This is a genomic window from Microbispora sp. NPDC046973 (genome assembly GCF_040644495.1).
Classification (GTDB): domain Bacteria; phylum Actinomycetota; class Actinomycetes; order Streptosporangiales; family Streptosporangiaceae; genus Microbispora.
The window spans coordinates 11,217-28,624 of the sequence record NZ_JBEYWQ010000032.1; the positions used below are offsets into that span (position 1 = coordinate 11,217).

General features: G+C 72.8%; 16 protein-coding genes. 10 read left to right on the forward strand and 6 right to left on the reverse strand.

All coding sequences use genetic code 11. The features are described 5' to 3' along the window. Positions 1-168: 168 nt before the first annotated feature. From ABZ860_RS35870 to murQ, 4 genes are all read left to right on the forward strand, one after another. Positions 169-1,077 (forward strand): ABC transporter permease, encoded by a 909-nt coding sequence (locus ABZ860_RS35870; protein ID WP_357229161.1) that lies wholly within the window; start codon positions 169-171, stop codon positions 1,075-1,077. 2 nt (positions 1,078-1,079) lie between these two features. Beyond that, entirely contained in the window at positions 1,080-2,111 is a 1,032-nt protein-coding gene (locus ABZ860_RS35875) for an ABC transporter ATP-binding protein (RefSeq protein ID WP_357229163.1), read from the forward strand. Continuing rightward, on the forward strand, positions 2,108-3,112 hold the full coding sequence (locus ABZ860_RS35880; RefSeq protein ID WP_357229166.1) for an ABC transporter ATP-binding protein: 1,005 nt from the start codon (positions 2,108-2,110) through the stop codon (positions 3,110-3,112). Before ABZ860_RS35875 ends, ABZ860_RS35880 begins: the two co-directional genes overlap by 4 nt. A 66-nt stretch (positions 3,113-3,178) precedes the next feature. Next, a complete protein-coding gene (gene murQ / locus ABZ860_RS35885) occupies positions 3,179-4,144 on the forward strand; it encodes an N-acetylmuramic acid 6-phosphate etherase (protein WP_357229169.1) in 966 nt (321 codons plus the stop codon). A gap of 10 nt (positions 4,145-4,154) precedes the next feature. On the opposite strand, the gene ABZ860_RS35890 is transcribed toward murQ, so the two are convergent. Further along, positions 4,155-5,054: a MurR/RpiR family transcriptional regulator gene (locus ABZ860_RS35890; protein WP_357229172.1), complete on the reverse strand. Its 900-nt coding sequence runs from the start codon at positions 5,052-5,054 to the stop codon at positions 4,155-4,157. A 244-nt stretch (positions 5,055-5,298) separates the two neighbouring features. On the opposite strand from ABZ860_RS35890, the gene ABZ860_RS35895 reads away from it, so the two are divergent. Beyond that, positions 5,299-6,864: a family 10 glycosylhydrolase gene (locus ABZ860_RS35895; protein ID WP_357229175.1), complete on the forward strand. Its 1,566-nt coding sequence runs from the start codon at positions 5,299-5,301 to the stop codon at positions 6,862-6,864. 99 nt (positions 6,865-6,963) lie between these two features. Here ABZ860_RS35895 and ABZ860_RS35900 read toward each other — a convergent pair whose 3' ends face one another. Both ABZ860_RS35900 and ABZ860_RS35905 read right to left on the reverse strand, forming a co-directional pair. Beyond that, entirely contained in the window at positions 6,964-7,755 is a 792-nt protein-coding gene (locus tag ABZ860_RS35900) for an isocitrate lyase/phosphoenolpyruvate mutase family protein (protein WP_357229178.1), read from the reverse strand. A gap of 130 nt (positions 7,756-7,885) precedes the next feature. Beyond that, the gene (locus tag ABZ860_RS35905; protein ID WP_357229180.1) at positions 7,886-8,605 is read right to left on the reverse strand and encodes a carboxymuconolactone decarboxylase family protein; all 720 of its coding nucleotides are present in this window, start codon (positions 8,603-8,605) and stop codon (positions 7,886-7,888) included. Positions 8,606-8,680: 75 nt separating this feature from the next. Between ABZ860_RS35905 and ABZ860_RS35910 the strand changes: the two genes are divergently transcribed. From ABZ860_RS35910 to ABZ860_RS35920, 3 genes are read left to right on the forward strand one after another with little or no spacing between them, the layout of a single operon-like run. Next, on the forward strand, positions 8,681-9,325 hold the full coding sequence (locus ABZ860_RS35910; RefSeq protein ID WP_357229183.1) for a TetR/AcrR family transcriptional regulator: 645 nt from the start codon (positions 8,681-8,683) through the stop codon (positions 9,323-9,325). A 20-nt stretch (positions 9,326-9,345) separates the two neighbouring features. Continuing rightward, positions 9,346-10,506, forward strand: a complete 1,161-nt coding sequence (locus ABZ860_RS35915; protein ID WP_357229186.1) for an anhydro-N-acetylmuramic acid kinase — start codon at positions 9,346-9,348, stop codon at positions 10,504-10,506. A gap of 20 nt (positions 10,507-10,526) precedes the next feature. Beyond that, positions 10,527-11,345, forward strand: coding sequence for a MerR family transcriptional regulator (locus tag ABZ860_RS35920; RefSeq protein ID WP_357229189.1), 819 nt, complete (start codon positions 10,527-10,529; stop codon positions 11,343-11,345). A gap of 40 nt (positions 11,346-11,385) precedes the next feature. Here the strand turns inward: ABZ860_RS35920 and ABZ860_RS35925 are convergent, their stop codons facing one another. Then, on the reverse strand, positions 11,386-12,858 hold the full coding sequence (locus ABZ860_RS35925) for an MDR family MFS transporter (protein ID WP_357229192.1): 1,473 nt from the start codon (positions 12,856-12,858) through the stop codon (positions 11,386-11,388). An 89-nt stretch (positions 12,859-12,947) separates the two neighbouring features. On the opposite strand from ABZ860_RS35925, the gene ABZ860_RS35930 reads away from it, so the two are divergent. Beyond that, complete coding sequence (locus tag ABZ860_RS35930) at positions 12,948-13,580, forward strand: TetR/AcrR family transcriptional regulator (RefSeq protein ID WP_357229194.1); 633 nt, start codon at positions 12,948-12,950, stop codon at positions 13,578-13,580. A gap of 21 nt (positions 13,581-13,601) precedes the next feature. Here ABZ860_RS35930 and ABZ860_RS35935 read toward each other — a convergent pair whose 3' ends face one another. Beyond that, positions 13,602-14,264 carry a response regulator transcription factor gene (locus tag ABZ860_RS35935; protein ID WP_357229196.1) on the reverse strand — a complete coding sequence of 221 codons (663 nt, stop codon included), beginning with the start codon at positions 14,262-14,264 and terminating at the stop codon, positions 13,602-13,604. Next, a complete protein-coding gene (locus ABZ860_RS35940) occupies positions 14,261-15,418 on the reverse strand; it encodes a histidine kinase (RefSeq protein WP_357229199.1) in 1,158 nt (385 codons plus the stop codon). The genes ABZ860_RS35935 and ABZ860_RS35940 overlap by 4 nt, the downstream gene beginning before the upstream one ends. Before the next feature lie 208 nt (positions 15,419-15,626). Here ABZ860_RS35940 and ggt point away from each other — a divergent pair, with 208 nt between their 5' ends. After that, complete coding sequence (ggt, locus tag ABZ860_RS35945) at positions 15,627-17,408, forward strand: gamma-glutamyltransferase (RefSeq protein WP_357229202.1); 1,782 nt, start codon at positions 15,627-15,629, stop codon at positions 17,406-17,408.

Genomic DNA, 17,408 nt, shown 5'->3' on the forward strand with positions numbered 1-17,408 from the left:
GGGGTGGCATGAGCGAGCGGAGCGAGCGAATCAGTAGGCACAGGGCGCTGCGCTCATGCGACCCCGAGCCGCCAGGCGAGGGGGTGGCATGAGCGAGCGGAGCGAGCGAATCAGTAGGCACAGGGCGCTGCGCTCATGCGACCCCGAGCCGCCAGGCGAGGGGGTGGCATGAGCGCGACGATCGTGCCGGAGGTGGAGGCGGGGGCCGCGGCCGCGGTCCGCCGCAACTTCTGGCGGGGCGTCTGGCGGGTCATGCGGCGCAAGCCGAGCCGGATGGCCGGGGCGGCCATCCTCGCGGTGTTCGCCTTCATGGGGATCGTCGGGCCGATGCTCTACCCCGACCCCCTGCCCCGCGACACGAGCGCGCTCTACGCCCCGCCGAGCCTGCGGCATCCGTTCGGCACCGACTTCGAGGGCACGGACGTGCTGGCCCTCGTCGTCACCGGCTCCCGCTACGTCCTGCTGACCGCCGTCGTGACGGCCGTCATCACGGTCGTCGTCGGGGCGGGCGTCGGGCTGTTCGCGGGGTTCCGGCGCGGCCGCTGGGACACCGTGCTCATGCGGTTCACCGACATGAAGCTCACGATCCCCGGGCTGCCGCTGCTGCTGGTGCTGTCGACGGTGTGGAAGTTCACCGGCGCCGTCGAGATGGGCCTGGTGCTCGGGCTGCTCGGCTGGGGCGGCGTGGCCCGGGCCGTGCGGGCGCAGACGCTGTCGCTGCGTGAGCGCGGCTTCGTCGAGGCCGCCCGGGGGCTCGGCCTGTCCACGACGCACATCGTCGGCAGGGAGCTGCTGCCCGGCATGGCTCCGTACATCGCGATGAACGCGCTGATCGCGGTGACCGGCGCGGTCTACGCGCAGGTGGGCCTGTTCTTCCTGGGAGTGCTGCCGTTCGAGGCGAACAACTGGGGCGTCATGCTCAACCTCGCCGTTTTCGGCGGCGGCGCGCTGACCACGACGGCCGCGCTGCCCTATCTTCTGGCGCCGCTGCTGGCGATCCTGCTGCTCACGCTCGGCATCGTGCTGGTCGTGGACGCCATGGACGAGATCTTCAACCCCCGGCTGCGGGAGGAGTGAGCATGGCTCCCGAGCAGAGTCCTCCCGGCGTGCGGATCCGCGGGCTTACCGTCGTCTACCGCACCCCGACCGGCGAGCTGCCGGCGGTGTCCGGCGTCGACCTCGACCTCGCGCCCGGCACGATCACCGGTGTCGTCGGCGAGTCGGGCTCCGGCAAGTCCACGCTCGCGCTGTCGCTGCTCAACGCCGTCCAGCCGCCCGGCAGGATCGCGGCGGGCGGGGTCGAGATCGACGGGCTCGGCGACGTCGTGGCGCTCGGCGGCGAGGGGCTGCGGCGGGCCCGGGGGCGGCACGTCGGGTACGTCTTCCAGGCGGCGCAGAACTCCCTCAACCCGCTCAAGACGGTCGGCAAGCAGGTGCTCGACCTGGGCCGCTCCCACGGCGCCGAGGATCCGCGCGGCCTGCTGGCGGACGCGCGCGACCTGCTCGGCCGGATGGGCCTGGACGGAGCCCGGGTGCTCGACTCCTACCAGCACGAGCTGTCCGGCGGCATGCGGCAGCGGGTCGGCATCATGCTGGCCCTGGTGCTGAACGCGCGCCTCGTCGTGCTGGACGAGCCCACGACCGCCCTCGACATGATCACGCAGGCGACGATCCTGCGCATCGTCAGGGAGGTGCACGCCGAGCGGGGGCTCACCACGCTCGTCATCACCCACGACCTCGGGGTGGTCGCCGAGGTCGCCGACCGGCTCGCGGTCATGTACGGCGGGCGGGTCGTCGAGCAGGGCCCGACCCGGGAGGTGCTGGCCGGGCCGCGCCACCCGTACACGCGGGGGCTGCTCGGGGCCATCCCGCGCCTCGTCGGCGACATCGGCGAGGCGCACGCCCTGCCGGGCCGGCCGCCGACGCTGGCCGACATCCCGGCCGACGGGTGCGTGTTCCGCGAACGCTGCCCGCTGCGGATGGACGTGTGCGAGACCGGCCGGCCGCCGGTGGTCGTCTCCGGCTCCCGGTCGGCGGCCTGCCACGCCGTACGCGCCGACGACGGGGACAGACCGGCCGTGGCCGCCGCGACGGGGGAGGACCAGGCATGATCAGCGGGACCGGCATCACGAAGACGTTCCGGCAGCGCGGCGGCGTGCTCGGCGCCCGGGAGGTGCCCGCGCTGCGCGGCGTGGACTTCGCGATCCCGAAGGGCGGCGCGGTCTCGTTCATCGGCGAGTCGGGCTGCGGCAAGACCACCCTCGGCCGGATCATCGCCGGGCTGGAGACCTGCGACTCCGGAGAGATCGTCGTCGACGGCGTGGCGATGTCGTCGCTGAGCCACCGCAGGCGGCAGCCGTACTTCCGCCGGGTCCAGCTCATCCACCAGGATCCGTACTCCGCGCTGAACCCGACGCGCACGATCCACCAGGCGCTGGCCGCCCCGCTCGCGCTGCGGGCGAGGCAGACCGGCCGGCCGCGCTCGTGGATCGACGAGCGGGCCCGGGAACTGCTCGGCCTGGTCGGGCTCGACCCGGGCTACGTGCTGCCGCGTTATCCCCACCAGCTGTCCGGCGGCATGCGCCAGCGTGTGGTGATCGCCCGCGCGCTCACCGTCGATCCCGAGGTCCTGGTCGCCGACGAGGCGGTCTCGATGATCGACGTGTCGCTGCGCCTGGGCATCCTCGCGCTGCTGAAGGACCTGCGCGAGCGGCTCGGGGTGAGCGTGCTGTTCATCACCCACGACGTGGCGACGGCCCGCTACATCGGCACCGACGGCGAGCTGTACGTCATCTACCGCGGCCAGGTGGTCGAGCGCGGCCCGGTCGAGAGCGTCATCTCGGCTCCGGTGCACCCCTACACGCAGGCGCTGCTGTCGGCCATCCCGGTGCTGCACGGCCTGGAGTCGCCGGGCGAGCAGCGGGTCGTGCCGGTGGAGGCGTCGGGGGAGCACCCGGACGGGTGCCTGTTCGCGCCGCGCTGCCCCTTCAGGACCGAGAGGTGCGAACGCGAGCGGCCCTCGCTCGCCCGCGACGGCGACGTGCCGCAGGAGCGCGCCTGCTTCCATCCCGAGCGCCGCAGTGTGGTCGCCGTGCCGGTGAGCCGCAGGTGAGGAGTCGTTTCGGACGCGTACGGCGATCGGGGGAGGCCGGAGATGGAAACCGACGACAGGGACAAGATGACTGACCCACTGACGGGCCTGTCCACAAAGCAGAGCGAACTCGACACAGAGCTCCATACAGAGCAGAGCGAGCTCTATACCGAGCAGAGCGATCCGCGTTACCGCGAGATCGACCGGCTGCCGACCGAGGAGATCGCCCGCCTGATGAACGCGGCCGACGCCACGGTGCCCGCCGCGGTGGGCAGGGCCATCCCGGCCGTCTCGGCCGCCATCGACGCGATCGCCGCCCGCATGGCGCGGGGCGGACGCCTGTTCTACGTGGGGGCGGGGACGTCCGGCCGGCTGGGCGTCCTCGACGCCTCGGAGTGCCCGCCGACCTTCGGCACCGACCCCGAACTCGTGCAGGGCGTCATCGCGGGCGGCGAGGCCGCGCTGACCCGGTCGGTCGAGGGCGCAGAGGACGACCACGACGGCGGGGCGGCGGCCGTCGCCGAGCGCGGGCTGAGCCCGCTCGACTCGCTCGTGGGGATCTCCGCCAGCGGTCGCGCGCCGTTCGTGCTCGGCGCGCTGGGCGAGGCCGCCCGCCGCGGGGCGCTGACCGTGAGCGTGTCCTGCAACCCGGGGTCGCCGCTGTCGGAGCGGGCCGAGCATCCGATCGAGGTGGTCGTCGGCCCCGAGGTGGTGGCCGGCTCGACCCGGCTCAAGGCGGGGACCGCCCAGAAGCTCGTGCTCAACATGATCTCCACGATCGCGATGATCCGGCTCGGCAGGACGTACGGGAACGCCATGATCGAGGTCTCGGCGGTGAACGAGAAGCTCGCGCGCAGGGCGACCCGCATCGTCGGCGACATCACCGGCGCCGGGTCCGCCGCCGCGCGGGCCGCGCTGGAGGCGGCGGACTGGAACGTCAAGGTGGCTGTGCTGATGATCGAGCGCGACCTCGGCCCGGACGGCGCCCGGGCGCTGCTGAAGGCCAACGGCGACCGGCTGGAGGCCGCCCGCCACGCGGGAGGGGCGGCGTGAGGAAGGGGGCTCAGGCCGAGCGGGCGCGGCGGTGGGCGTCGCCGAGGTAGTCGGCGAGCGCGTCGCGGGTCGCGCGTAAGGCGGCGTCGGAGGTGTCGAACGTGCGCTGCGCGACGCCGACGAAGACGCAGTCGACGATGAGCAACTGGCTGATCCGGCTGGCCAGCGCGCCCGGCCGGAACGCCGTCTCGCGCCCGGCGGAGACCAGGACGTGGTCGGCGAGCCCGGCCAGCGACGAGCGGGGGTTGTTCGTGATGGCCACGACCGTCGCGCCGGCCTTGCGGGCGACCCGCGCCGGGCCGAGCACGTCGGGCGTCTCGCCGGTGCAGCTCACCCCGACGGCCACGTCTGCCTCGCGCAGCAGCGCGGCGCTGGTGAGTGCGAGGTGCGCGTCGGTGAAGTAGTGGCCGGGCAGCCCGATCCGCATCAGCTTCTGCGCCATGTCGGCGGCGACGAGGCCGGAGGCGCCCACGCCGTACACGTCCACGCGGCGGGCGCCGGCGACGGCGTCCACCACCGCGCCGAGCCCGTCGGGGTTGAGCTGGGCCGCCGTGTCGGCGAGCGCCTGCGACTCGGCCCGGGTGACCTTGGCGATCACGTCGGTCAGGGGGTCGTCCGGGGCGAGGTCGCCGGGCACGAGCCGCTCGGGGGTGTCCCTGGCCACGGCCGCCGCGAGCGCGAACCGCAGCTGGGAGTAGCCGGCGAAGCCCAGCGCCCGTGCCGTCCGCACGATCGTCGCCTCGCTGATCCCCGAGACCGCGCTGACCTCCGTGATGGTGCTGCGGGCCACCATGGCGGGGTCGTCGAGGATGAGACGCGCGATGGTCTGGGCGGCGGGGGTGAGCGAGGGCAGCACCGCACGCACCGTCGCCATCGGGTTGACCGGTGCGGCGCCCTCGTTCTCGTTCATCACCAGCAGCCTCTCCTGTGCGCGATCAGCTTAGATCCCTGCGCCCGCCGGTGCGGGACAACGGAACCAGAAGTCCACATGTCGAGACATGTACGGCGTGACCTGGATGTCCGTCGCCGTCTCCCATGAGGACCTCTTGGGGCAGATTACACGTCGATGACACTTTCTTTTATCCGCATTGATCTGAAAGTAAGTTTCTGCCAGTGTCGTGATCGCCGCATCCCCCCGGCCTTCGGAGGTCCGATTGAGCTCCCCCTCCCGGCGTGCCGTGCTGCGCGGCCTGGCCCTCGCCGCCGCGGCGTCGGCCGTCCCGCTGCCGGCTCTCGCCGCGTCTCCCGCTTCCGCCTTCTCCGCCTCTTCCGCCGGGTATGTCCCGCCGCTGCGCCAGATGCGCGGCATGTGGATCGCCTCGGTCGTCAACATCAACTGGCCGTCCAAAACGGGACTGACGCCAGAGCAGCAGCAGGCCGAGTTCACGACCTGGCTCGACCTCGCGGTGGCGCGCCGGCTCAACTCCGTGTTCGTGCAGATCAGGCCGACCGCCGACGCCTTCTGGCCGTCGCCATACGAGCCGTGGTCGCAGTATCTGACCGGGGTCCAGGGACAGGACCCGGGTTACGACCCGCTGGGCTTCGCCGTCGAGGCGGCCCACCAACGGGGCCTGGCGTTCCACGCCTGGTTCAACCCCTACCGCGTGTCCATGCAGGCGGACCCGGCCAAGCTGCACCCGGACCACCCCGGCCGCCGCCATCCCGAGTGGATCGTCTCGTATGGCGGGAAGCTCTACTACAACCCCGGCATCCCCGAGGTCCGGGCGTTCGTGCAGGGCGCGATGATGGACGCCGTCACCCGCTACGACATCGACGGCGTGCACTTCGACGACTACTTCTACCCCGTCAACACCACGGCGTTCGACGACAGCGCGGCCTACGCGGCGTACGGCGCGGGCTTCCCCGACCTGGCCTCCTGGCGGCGCCACAACGTCGACCTACTGGTGCGGGAGATGCAGCAGCGGGTGCGGCAGGCCAAGCCCGAGGTGATCTGGGGCATCGGCCCGTCGGGCATCTGGCGCAACAAGGCCACCGACCCCCTCGGCTCCGACACCAGCGGCGGCCAGTCGTACGACAACCTGCACGCCGACACCCGCGGCTGGGTGAAGAAGGGCTGGCTCGACTACGTCGCGCCGCAGCTCTACTGGTACATCGGCCAGTCGAACGCCGACTACGCCAAGCTCGTCCCCTGGTGGTCGGACGTGGCCGCCGGCACCGGCGTGCAGCTGTGGATCGGCCAGGCGGCGTACAAGGCGGGGACGGCCGGGCAGCCCGCCGAGTGGTTCCAGCCGGACGAGCTGTCCCGGCACCTCACGCTCAACCGCGACCATCCGGAGGTCGGCGGGGACATCTGGTACAACGCGGCCGACGTCCGCGACGACCGGCTCGGGTCGATCGGCGCGGTCGTGAGCGGGCACTACACGCGTCCGGCGCTCGCGCCGCTGCTGCCCAGGCTCGCGGGCGGCGAGCCGCCTCGTCGTCCGGTGCTCGCCTCGGCCCGCCGTGTGAGCGGAGGCGTGGAGCTGCACGTCGAGGCCACCGGACCCGGCGCCCCGTTCCTGTTCGCCGTCTTCCGGTTCGACCGGCCCGCCCGGCGGCAGGACTTCGCGGACGCGACGCACCTGGTCGCGGTCGTCCCCGCGGGCAGGCACGTCCGCTGGGTCGACCCCGACGGGGCGCCCGGCCACCGCTACCACGTCACGGCCGTCGACCGGGCGTCCCGGCAGAGCGAGCCGAGCCGGGAACGCAGGGCGCATTAAGCAGGGCGCATTAAGCAGGGCGCATTAAGCAGGGCGCATTAAGCAGGGCGCATTAAGCAGGGCGCATTAAGCAAGATGCATTGAGCAGGGCGCCCTGCTTCACGTCCTCGGCCGGGTGAGCCTCTGCAAGTCCCCGTACTGCAGGGCATCGGCGGTCTTGTCGTACGTCCCGGATGACAGGAGCTCGGCGGTCGAGCGGGCCGCGACGGCATAGGCGGCCTGGGCGATCGCGGATCCGAGGCTGATGCGGACCGCGCCGGCCGCGGCGAATTCGGCGACGGACGGCGCGCCCGCCCAGGCCATGACGGCGATGGGCAACGGCCCGGCAGCCAGCTCGGCGATCGCCGCCAGATCGGTCAGGCCGGGGACGAACAGGCTGCTCGCCCCGGCCGCGGCGTAGGCCTCCGAGCGCTTCAGCGCCTCCTGGACGCCGTTGTCGGTGCCGAGAAGGAAGACATCTGTGCGTGCGTTGATCCATGCCGGTATGCCGAGGCGGTCGGCTGCCGCGCGCGCCGCAGCCAGGCGATCGGCCTGCTCGGCCGGGTCGAACAGGCCGCCGCCCGACGCGTCCTCGATGTTCACGCCCACGGCGCCGGCCTGGAGGACGGCGGTGGTGGTGGCCTCGACATCGCCGTAGCCGGCCTCGATGTCGGCGGAGACCGGCACGGGCACCGCCGCCGCGATCCGCTCGATGACCGCGGCGGCTCGCTCCACCCCCAGATCGGCGCCGTCGGGGACGCCGAGCGACCAGGCGACGCCCGCGCTGGTGGTGGCGACAGCCTTGGCCCCGGCGTCGGCGATGACGACCGCCGAGGCGACATCCCAGGCGTTGGGCAAGAGAAGAGGGTCACCCTTTTTGTGCAGGGATGCGAAGATTTCGGCCTTTGACATGGAGTCGATCCTAGAGGCGTTCACCCTTTCCCGGCTGGCCGGATTCGGACCTCGACGGTCAGAGGTGGGGATGCAGACGGCGGCGAGGCGATCTCAGGCGGTGCGGGCCGTGGCGTACGGCGTCGGTGCGTCAGCGGGCGGGGGAGAGCTCGGCGAGACAGGCGTTGAGCGCCTTCCACGCCTGCCATGCCCGCGTCGCCCCGAACTGCGCGTTGAAGCGCAGCACGGCCCGCACGTCCTCGTGTGACGCGCCGGCCCCGAGGGCGCGGCCCACATGGATGCGGAACGTCTCGTCCAGCGTCTGGTAGTGCACGTCGATGCTCATCGTCATGAACGCCCGCTCCCTGACGCTCAACGTGCCCGGGCCCTGGACGCCCCGCATCCGCGACTGGAGGTCGAAGTACTCGAGGAAGTACGGATCGAGCGCGGTCAGCTCGGCCCGCACCGGCTCGGGCAGCGGGGTCGGCGCCGCGCCGGGACCGGTCTCCAGCAGTTCCCCGGGCAGCGGTTCTGCGTCCGGGCGGGGCAGCCCGGCCGCGGCCTCAATCTCGGCGAGCCGCTCCAGTGCGGCCAGCGCCGCGACGTACCCGCTGTCGTAGGAGATCAGGCGCAGCAGCGCCCGCATGTCCGCGGTGGACACGCCGCGCCGCAGGCCCGCGCGGACGTGCATCTCGAACGGGAACCCGAGGGCCGGCTGGCAGACGTCCGCCACCAGGGCCAGGAACACCTTCTCGCGGTCGGTCAGCTCGGGCACCGCCCAGCAGTGCCCGACGCTGGCGGCCGCCATCTGGGCGAACACCGGGTCCATGTCGTTGATCGTGTCGAAGTCCGTCGAAGTGGGGACGGTCACAGGAATCGCTCCTTGGTGAACGACTGTAGCGCTACGACTGTAGCGTGATTGCTGTCCTCGTACAATGGGCCGGTCATGGAAGCCACCCCACCTCCGGCAACCGGGCCCCCGACTCCGGCCGCCCGCCGCCGTCCGAACGCGCGCGGGCAGGGCGAGCGGCTGCGCGAGGAGATCGTCGCGGCGGCCATGCGCATGCTCGACGACCTCGCCGACGACGAGGCGCTGTCGCTGCGGGCCGTGGCGCGCGAGGTGTCGATCGCGGCCACCTCGGTCTACCTGCACTTTCCCGACCGCGACGCGCTCGTGCTCGCGGTCCTGCGGCGCTGTCACGAGGAACTCGTGCGGGCCGGTGACGAGGCGGACGCGGCGCACGAGGACCCCGCGGCGCGGCTGCGGGAGCGCATCCTCGCGCAGGCCGCCTGGGCCCATGAGCATCCGGGCCTCTACAAGGTGCTGCACGAGAGCGCGGTCCACCGCCGGCTCGGCATGCCGTTCAAGGAGGTGCTGGTCGCCAGGACCACGGAGGCGGTCCAGCGCTGCATGGACGCCGGGGTCGCCCCGCGTGACGACGCGGCGACGGTCGCGATCGACCTGCGCACGGCGGTGAACGGCATGCTGTCGCAGCGGATCAACGAGCCCGACCTGCCCTGGCCGCCCGCCGAGGAGCAGATCGACCGCTTCCTCACCAAGCTCGTCGGCCTCCCGGCGAGAGCCGGCTGAAGAGTCCTTGCGAGGCAGGTGTGCGCGTACTCGGGCTGATGTCGGGGACCTCCCACGACGGGATCGACTGCGCGCTCGTCCGCTGGTCGCGGGACGGCGACCTGCTCTCCGGTGTCGTGGAGCACACCGGCACGGTGCCCTACCCGCCTGACCTGCGGGCCGCGATCGTCGCCGCGCTGCCGCCGGGCCGCACGGACATGGGCGAGGTCTGCCGTCTCGACACGCTCGTGGGCCGGGCGTTCGCCGAGGCGGCGGCGGCCTGCCCGGCCGCCGACCTCGTCTGCTCGCACGGGCAGACGATGTACCACTGGGTGGAGGACGGGCGCGTGCGCGGGACCCTCCAGCTCGGGCAGCCCGCCTGGATCGCCGAACGGCTCGGCGTGCCGGTCGTGTCGGACCTGCGGGTGCGCGACGTCGCCGCAGGCGGGCAGGGCGCGCCGCTCGTGTCCGCCTTCGACCTGCCGCTGCTGTCCGGGCTGCCCGCCTCGGCGGGGCGGGCCGGCGCGCTGAACCTCGGCGGCATCGCCAACCTCACGGTGTGCGAGCCCCCGCTCGCCTACGACACCGGCCCGGCCTCGGCGCTGACGGACGCGGCCGTACGCGCCGCCACCGGCATGCCGTACGACGAGGACGGCAGGCTGGCCGCGGCGGGGAAGGTCCACGAGGGCCTGCTGGCCGAGTTGCTCGCCGAGCCGTACTATCACCGGCCGCCGCCCAAGACGACGGGCAAGGAACTGTTCCACCCGGGCTATCTGGACCGGGTCGCCGGGCCGTACGCGCTGGGCCTGCCGGACCTGGTCGCGACCCTGGTGGCGCTCACCGCCGAGACGGTCGCGGCGCAGATCCGGCGGCACGGGCTCGGCACGGTCGTCGTCTCCGGCGGCGGCGTGCGCAACCCGGCCCTGATGCGCGCGCTGCGCGAGCGGGCCGAAGGCGTGCGGCTGCTGCCGAGCGACGACCTCGGCGTGCCCGCGGACGCCAAGGAGGCCGTAGCGTTCTCCTACCTCGGCTGGCTGACCGCGCACGGCCTGCCCGGCACGGTGCCCGCCTGCACCGGCGCGGCCGGGCCGCGGGTGCTCGGCACGATCACCCCGGGCCGCGGGCCGCTGCGGCTGCCGCAACCGATCGCCGTGCCGCCCCGCCGCATCCGCATGGGCGCTGTTGACCCTGACACCGTGTGAGGCGCTGGAATCGGCGCATCATGTTCACCATCGGAGACTTCGCCAGGCACGGCCGGGTGTCGGTCCGCATGCTGCGCCACTACGACGCGATCGGGCTGCTCCGCCCGGCCCGTGTCGATCCCGCGAGCGGCTACCGCTTCTACGAGGCGGGCCAGCTCGCCCGCCTCAACCGGATCACCGCGCTCAAGGACCTGGGTTTCACCCTCAGACAGGTGCGGGAGGTCCTGGACGAGCAGGTGAGCGCCGAGGAGCTGCGCGGGATGCTGCGGTTGCGGCAGGCGGAGCTGGAGGCGGCGATGGCCGCCGCGGCGACCCGGCTGGCCCAGGTCGAGGCGAGGCTCCGGACGATCGAGAGTGAGGGACAGATGAACACCGACGACGTGGTGGTCAAGCGCATCCCCGCCGTCCGGGTGGCGGAACTCGGCGGCGTGGCGCGCAGCTACGAGCCGGAGGACATCGGCCCGGTCGTGGGCCCGCTGTTCCAGGAGCTGTGCCGCAGGCTGGACGAGGCCGGGGTGACCCCGGTGGGGCCGGGGATCGCGTACTACGAGGACGCCCCCGGCGGCGACGGGATCCTCGCGCACGCGGCGATGCCGGTCGCGGTCGCGCCCGGGGACGGCCACGACTTCGCGGTCGTGGACCTGCCCGCGATCGAGCGGGCGGCCACGATCGTGCACCGCGGCCCGATGGACGACATCCTCCCGACCGCGCAGACGCTGGCCCGGTGGATCGCCGAGGGCGGCCACCGCTCCGCCGGGTACGCCAGGGAGCTCTACCTGGAGGCGGGCGAGGATCCCGCCCGATGGGTCACCGAACTCCAGGAGCCGCTCGCCGGCTAGACGAAACACCTGTGAGGCTGGTGGCTGTCCGTCGTCTCTTTCACGCCGCCTCTTCCTGCGCGGCAGCTCGGCTGCTCGCCGTCTCCTCGTCGTGCACCGGCTTCGCGGGCCGTGACCGGCTCGTGGGCTTGCCGGCGGGGAGGGCGACGGCGGGGACGACCGCGGCGACGGTGATGCCGATCGCCCACCAGAACGCGCCGTGGAAGGCGCCGGTGGCGCCGCGGCCGAGGAGCGACTGCAGGGCGACGGCGACGATCGCGGTGCCGAACGAGGCGCCCACCTGCTGGACGATGCGGGTGCTCATGGTCGCGTGCGGGATGCCTGCCGGTCGGATGTCCCGGTAGGCGACAGACATCGGCGGGATCAGCACCGCCCCGATCCCCAGACCGCGAACCAGCAGCACGGCTCCCAGCCACCACAGGCTCGTGCCCGGCCCGGCGGCCGCGAACGGGACGGTGGCGACGGCGGCGAGCAGGAAGCCGCCGATCGTCACGGCGCGCGCCCCGAACCGGTCGACCAGCCTGCCGACCACGAAGCGCGAGGCGAGCGCGCCCACACCCTGCGGGATCATCAGCAGCCCGGCGTCCAGCACGCTGTCGCCCCGCACCTGCTGGTAGTACAGCGGCAGCAGGAACATGCCCGCGTACATCGCCGCGCCGGCGGTGAACAGGACCGCGGAGGCGCTGCCGAGCGAGCGCACACGCAGCAGCCGGACGTCGACGAGCGGCTCGCGCTCGCCGGGCCGCGACGCCCAGGCGATGAACGCGGCCAGCAGGACGACCCCGGCCGGCAGCGGCACCAGCACCCCGGCGCGGCCGATCCCGCCCCCCTCGGACAGCTGCGAGAGGCCGAGCAGGATCCCCGTCAGCGCGGGCGTGAGCAGCACCAGGCCGATCCAGTCCAGGCGCCCACGCCCGGCCGGGGAGCCGGGGCGGTCGTCGGGCAGGAACCGCCAGGCCAGCAGCAGCCCGGCGGCGATCACGGGGACGTTGACGAGGAAGAGCCAGCGCCAGCTCAGCCAGCTCAGGATCACGCCGCCGATCACCGGGCCGAGGATCGGGCCGAGTGCGATCGGCAGGCTGACGGCCGCCATCAGCCGGCTGCCGGCATGCCCGCCCGCGGCTCTCACCGCGAGCGTCTGCATCAGCGGGAAGATCAGCCCGGCCCCGAAGCCCTGCAGCGCCCGGAAGCCGATCAGAGTGGCGTCGTTCCACGCGACCGCGCACAGCACCGAGGCGAGCACGAACAGCACCAGCGCGGCCATCCAGACCCGCTTGCCGCCCCAGCGGCGCTCCGCCCACCCGGTGACCGGGATCGCGACGGCCATCGCCAGCAGGAAGCCGGTGGTGACCCACTGGATCGTGCCGGTGGTCGAGTGCAGTTTCACCACCAGCGTGTGGATCGCCAGCGTCACCATCGTCGAGTCGAGAATCGCCGCGATCCCGCCCACGACCAGCGCGATCAGCGCGTTTTTCACCTGCGGCGACAGCTTCGCCTCGGTGGTCTCCGTCATGGTCTCGTCCCTCAAATAAGAGTGGAATCCATCTCTTAGGAGAGTAAGACGCCTTGATAGAGAATGCAATCCTTCCTTATAGTGAGGCCGTGACCACATCTGCCGCCGGGCCCTCCCGCCAACGCCGACGCGGGCCCGAGCTCGAGGCCGCGCTGCTGGACGCGGCCTGGGACGAGCTGGTCGAGGTCGGCTTCGCGAAACTGACCATGGAGTCCGTCGCCTCTCGCGCCGGCACCGGCATCGCCGTGCTGTACCGCCGCTGGCCGAACAAGGACCAGCTCGTGCTCGCCGCGCTCGAGCACCACCGCAACAGCCACCCGGTCGACCTCCCCGACACCGGCACCCTGCGCGGCGACCTCCTCGCGGCACTGACCGGCATGGGCGAGGCCCGCGCCGCCTTCTTCGCGGTCGCCGCGGCCGCCGCCTTCTCGGGGCTGCTGGCCGGCACCGGGCTCACCCCCTCCCAGGTGCGCGACCGGATCATCGGCGACCAACGGCTCTCGCGCGTCCGGGCCATCTACCGGCGCGCTCACGACCGCGGCGAGATCGACCTGGAACGGATCCCTTCCGCGGTGCTCGCCATGCCGTTCGACCTGGTGCGCCACGACCTGCTCATGGACCTCGAACCCCTGAAGCCCGCACGCATCCGGTCGATCGTCGACGAGCTCTTCCTCCCGCTCGTCCACGGCCACGACGGCGGGCCGGGCCCGGCGACCTCGTGACCCTGGCGGCCGTACGGCGTCTCAGAGCCAGCCGGGTTTGACCAGGCCCGACTCGTACGCGATGACGACGAGCTGGGCCCGGTCGCGGGCGTGGAGCTTGCTCATCGTGCGGCTCACGTGGGTCTTGGCCGTCGCCGGGGACATGTAGAGCCTGGCGGCGATCTCGTCGTTGGTCATGCCGGTGCCCACGAGCGCGAGCACCTCGCGCTCCCGTTCGGTGAGCGGGTCGAGGCGGGTCGCGATGCCGGGCTCCTTGGCGCGGGCGACGTACTCGGCGATGAGCCTGCGCGTCACGCCGGGGGACAGCAGGGCGTCGCCGGAGGCCACCACCCGGACGGCTTGGATCAGCTCGGCCGGCTCGGTGTCCTTGACCAGGAAGCCGCTCGCGCCGCCACGCAGGGCCTCGAAGACGTACTCGTCCAGCTCGAACGTGGTGAGCATGACGATCTTCACGTCGGTGAGGGCGGGGTCGTCGCCGATGCGACGGGTGGCCGTCAGGCCGTCGGTGCCGGGCATGCGGATGTCCATCAGCACCACGTCGGGACGCAGCTCGCGGGTGAGCAGGACGGCCTGCTCGCCGTCGCCGGCCTCGCCGACGACGGTCATGCCCTCCTGCGCGTCGAGCAGGGCCCGGAACCCGGCCCGGACCAGTGCCTGGTCGTCGGCGAGCAGGACGCGTATCACTTCGGCTCCTTCTGGGTGGCGGACGGGGGCAGGGGAAGGCGGGCCTCGACACGGAAGCCGCCACCGGGGCGGGGGCCCGCGGCCAGCGACCCGCCGAGCGCCGCGGCCCGCTCGCGCATGCCGGGGATGCCGTTGCCGCTGCCGAGGCCCGCCTCGGCGCGCGCCGTTCCCGCGCCGTCGTCCTCGACCACCACGGCCAGCTCCTCCGGCGCGTACGTCACGCGTACGGTCACCCGCGAGCCGGGCGCGTGCCGCGAGACGTTGGTCAGCGACTCCTGCACGATCCGGTAGCCGGCCCGGTCGATCCCGGCGGGCAGCGGGTGCGCCTGCCCGGTGACCTCCAGCGTGACCGGCAGGCCGCTGCGCTCGGCGAGGTCGGCCAGGTGGGCCATCCCGGCCATGGGGGAGCGCGGCGCGCCGTCCCTGAGCAGGCTCAGCACGCCGCGCATCTCGGTCAGCACGTCCTTGGACGCCTGCTTGATCGTGGTCAGCGCGGTGCGGGCCTGCTCGGGGTGGTCGTCCAGGAGGTGCAGGGCGGTGGACGCCTGCACGTGGATCAGCGAGATGTTGTGGGCGAGCACGTCGTGCAGCTCCTGGGCCATGGTGAGACGTTCCTCGCTCGCCTGCCGCCGGGACTCCTCCCGCGCGACCCGCTCGCGTTCGGCGAGGCGCTCGCGGCGCATCCGGTGGAACTCCGCCACGGTGAGCGTGAGCAGCAGGTAGGCCGCGACCGCGGTGTGATGGAAGAGACTCGCCCGGTGGGGGATGAACCAGGTGGCGTAGACGACCACGAAAAGGAAGAACGCCCCCGACGACAGCCACGCCGCGCGACGGTGCCCCGACAGCACCGCGTTGAATATCACGATGATCGGGCTGAGGAACACCGGCCCGTACGCGTAGCCGAGCAGCATGTAGACCGAGGTCGAGGTGAGCGTGACGACCAGCACGCCGACCGGCGCCCGCCGGCGCAGCCCGATCGCGAGCGGTCCGACCAGCAGCAGCGCGTAGCCCCACCAGTCCAGCGGCACCCGCCCGAGGTCGGAGTTCCGCAACTGCCAGTACTGGGCGCCCAAGGTCAGGAACACCTGGAGGATCCCGATGATGACCGGCAGAACGGGATCGATGCGGTGGTACATCGCGGAACGGGAACGCACCCCCGCACGGTAGGCCATCGCCGCTGGTCACCGCATCCGCCTGGTGCGGCAGCCCGCCGTACGCCGGAAGGAGTAGCCGCGTTTCCCCGCTTCGCATGTCGGGGCGCTCGGCCGGATCGGCGTCCAAAAGCGGACAATCCCGCAGCGATTCTGACTGTCGTGAGTCATGCTGGAGTGATCGGTCACGTCGTGGTGGAGGTGCCGGGGCATGAGGAGCGTCGTCGTCGCGTCGCTGGGACTGGTCACGTTCGCGGGCTTCCTCGCGCCGCCCGCCCACGCCGCGGCGGTGGGATCCGGGGCGGAGGTCAAGCGGCCGGTCGCGGAGGGGTACGGCGGGGCCGTGGCCACTGTGGACCTGGACGCGAGCAGGGCCGCGCTCTCGGTGCTGCGCCAGGGCGGCAACGCGATGGACGCGACGGTGGCGGGAGCGGCGGCGCTGGGCGTGACCGAGCCCTACTCGGCCGGGCTGACCGGGGGCGGCTTCATCGTCTACTACGACGCCCGCAAGCGGAAGGTGACCACGATCGACGGGCGGGAGACCGCCCCGCGGGCGATGACCTCGACGGCGTTCCAGGGCATCCCGTTCGACGAGGCCGTCACCAGCGGGCTGTCGGTCGGCGTCCCGGGCAGCGTGGCGCAGTGGGACACGGCGCTGCGCCGTTACGGCACGATGTCGCTGCGGCAGGTGCTGCGGCCCGCGATCGAGATCGCCGAGAAGGGCTTCGTCGTCGACCAGACGTTCCACGACCAGACGGAGCAGAACGCCGGCCGGTTCGCCGACTTCACCTCGACCGCCTCGCTCTACCTGCCCGGCGGGCAGCCGCCGCCGGTCGGATCGGTCTTCCGCAACCCCGACCTCGCGCGCACCTACCGTGAGCTGGGCATCCGCGGTCCGGCCTGGTTGTACGGCGGCGCGTTCGGCCGGGAGATCGTCGCCACCGTGAAGAAGCCGCCGGTGCGCCAGGGGGCCACCAGGAACGTCAGGAGCGGCCTGATGGAGGTTTCCGACCTCAGGGCCTACCGGGCGCTCGAACGGCCGCCCACCAAGGTCGCGTACAAGGGCCTCGACGTGTACGGCATGGCGCCGCCGTCGTCCGGCGGATCCACGGTGGGGGAGGCGCTGAAGATCCTGGAGGCCCTGCCGAAGGTCGGTCTGCACGAATACCTGGAGGCGTCCCGGCTCGCCTACGCCGACCGCAACGCCTACGTCGGCGACCCGGCGTACGTGGACGTGCCGCTGGAGCAGCTGCTGTCCGACGGGTTCGCCAAGGAGCGCGCCTGCCTGATCGGCCCGCGCGCGATGGCGCACCCGGCCGCGCCGGGTTCGCCCGACGGCTCCTACGCGCCGTGCCCCTCCGCGACGCCGGGGGCTTCGGGGGTTTCGGTCCCCGAGGAGAAGAAGGACGGGCCCGAGACCACCCATCTCGTGGTGACCGACCGGTGGGGCGACGTGGCGGCCTACACCATCACGATCGAGCAGACCGGCGGCAGCGGGATCGTGGTGCCGGGCCGCGGCGTCCTGCTCAACAACGAGCTGACCGACTTCACCTTCGGCCCGGCGCCGGGCGACCCCAACCTGCCCGCTCCCGGCAAGCGCCCGAGGTCGTCGATGGCTCCGACGATCGTGTTCAAGGACGGCAGGCCGCTGCTCGCCGTCGGCTCACCCGGCGGCTCGACGATCATCACGACCGTGCTGCAGATCCTGGTGAACCGGCTCGACTTCGGCATGTCGCTCCCGGAGGCCGTGGCCGCGCCGCGCGCCTCGCAGCGCAACACCGCCGCCACCCAGGCCGAGCCCGCGTTCACCGAGCGGTACGGCGCGGAGCTGACCGCGCTCGGTCACACGCTGACGGACGTCCCCGGGCCGCCCAAGGGGGAGATCGGCGCGGCGACCGGCCTGGAGTTCCTGCGGAACGGCCGCGTCCAGGCGGTCGCCGAGCCCGCCAGGCGTGGCGGGGGCAGCGCCCTCGTGGTCGACCCGCGTCGCTGA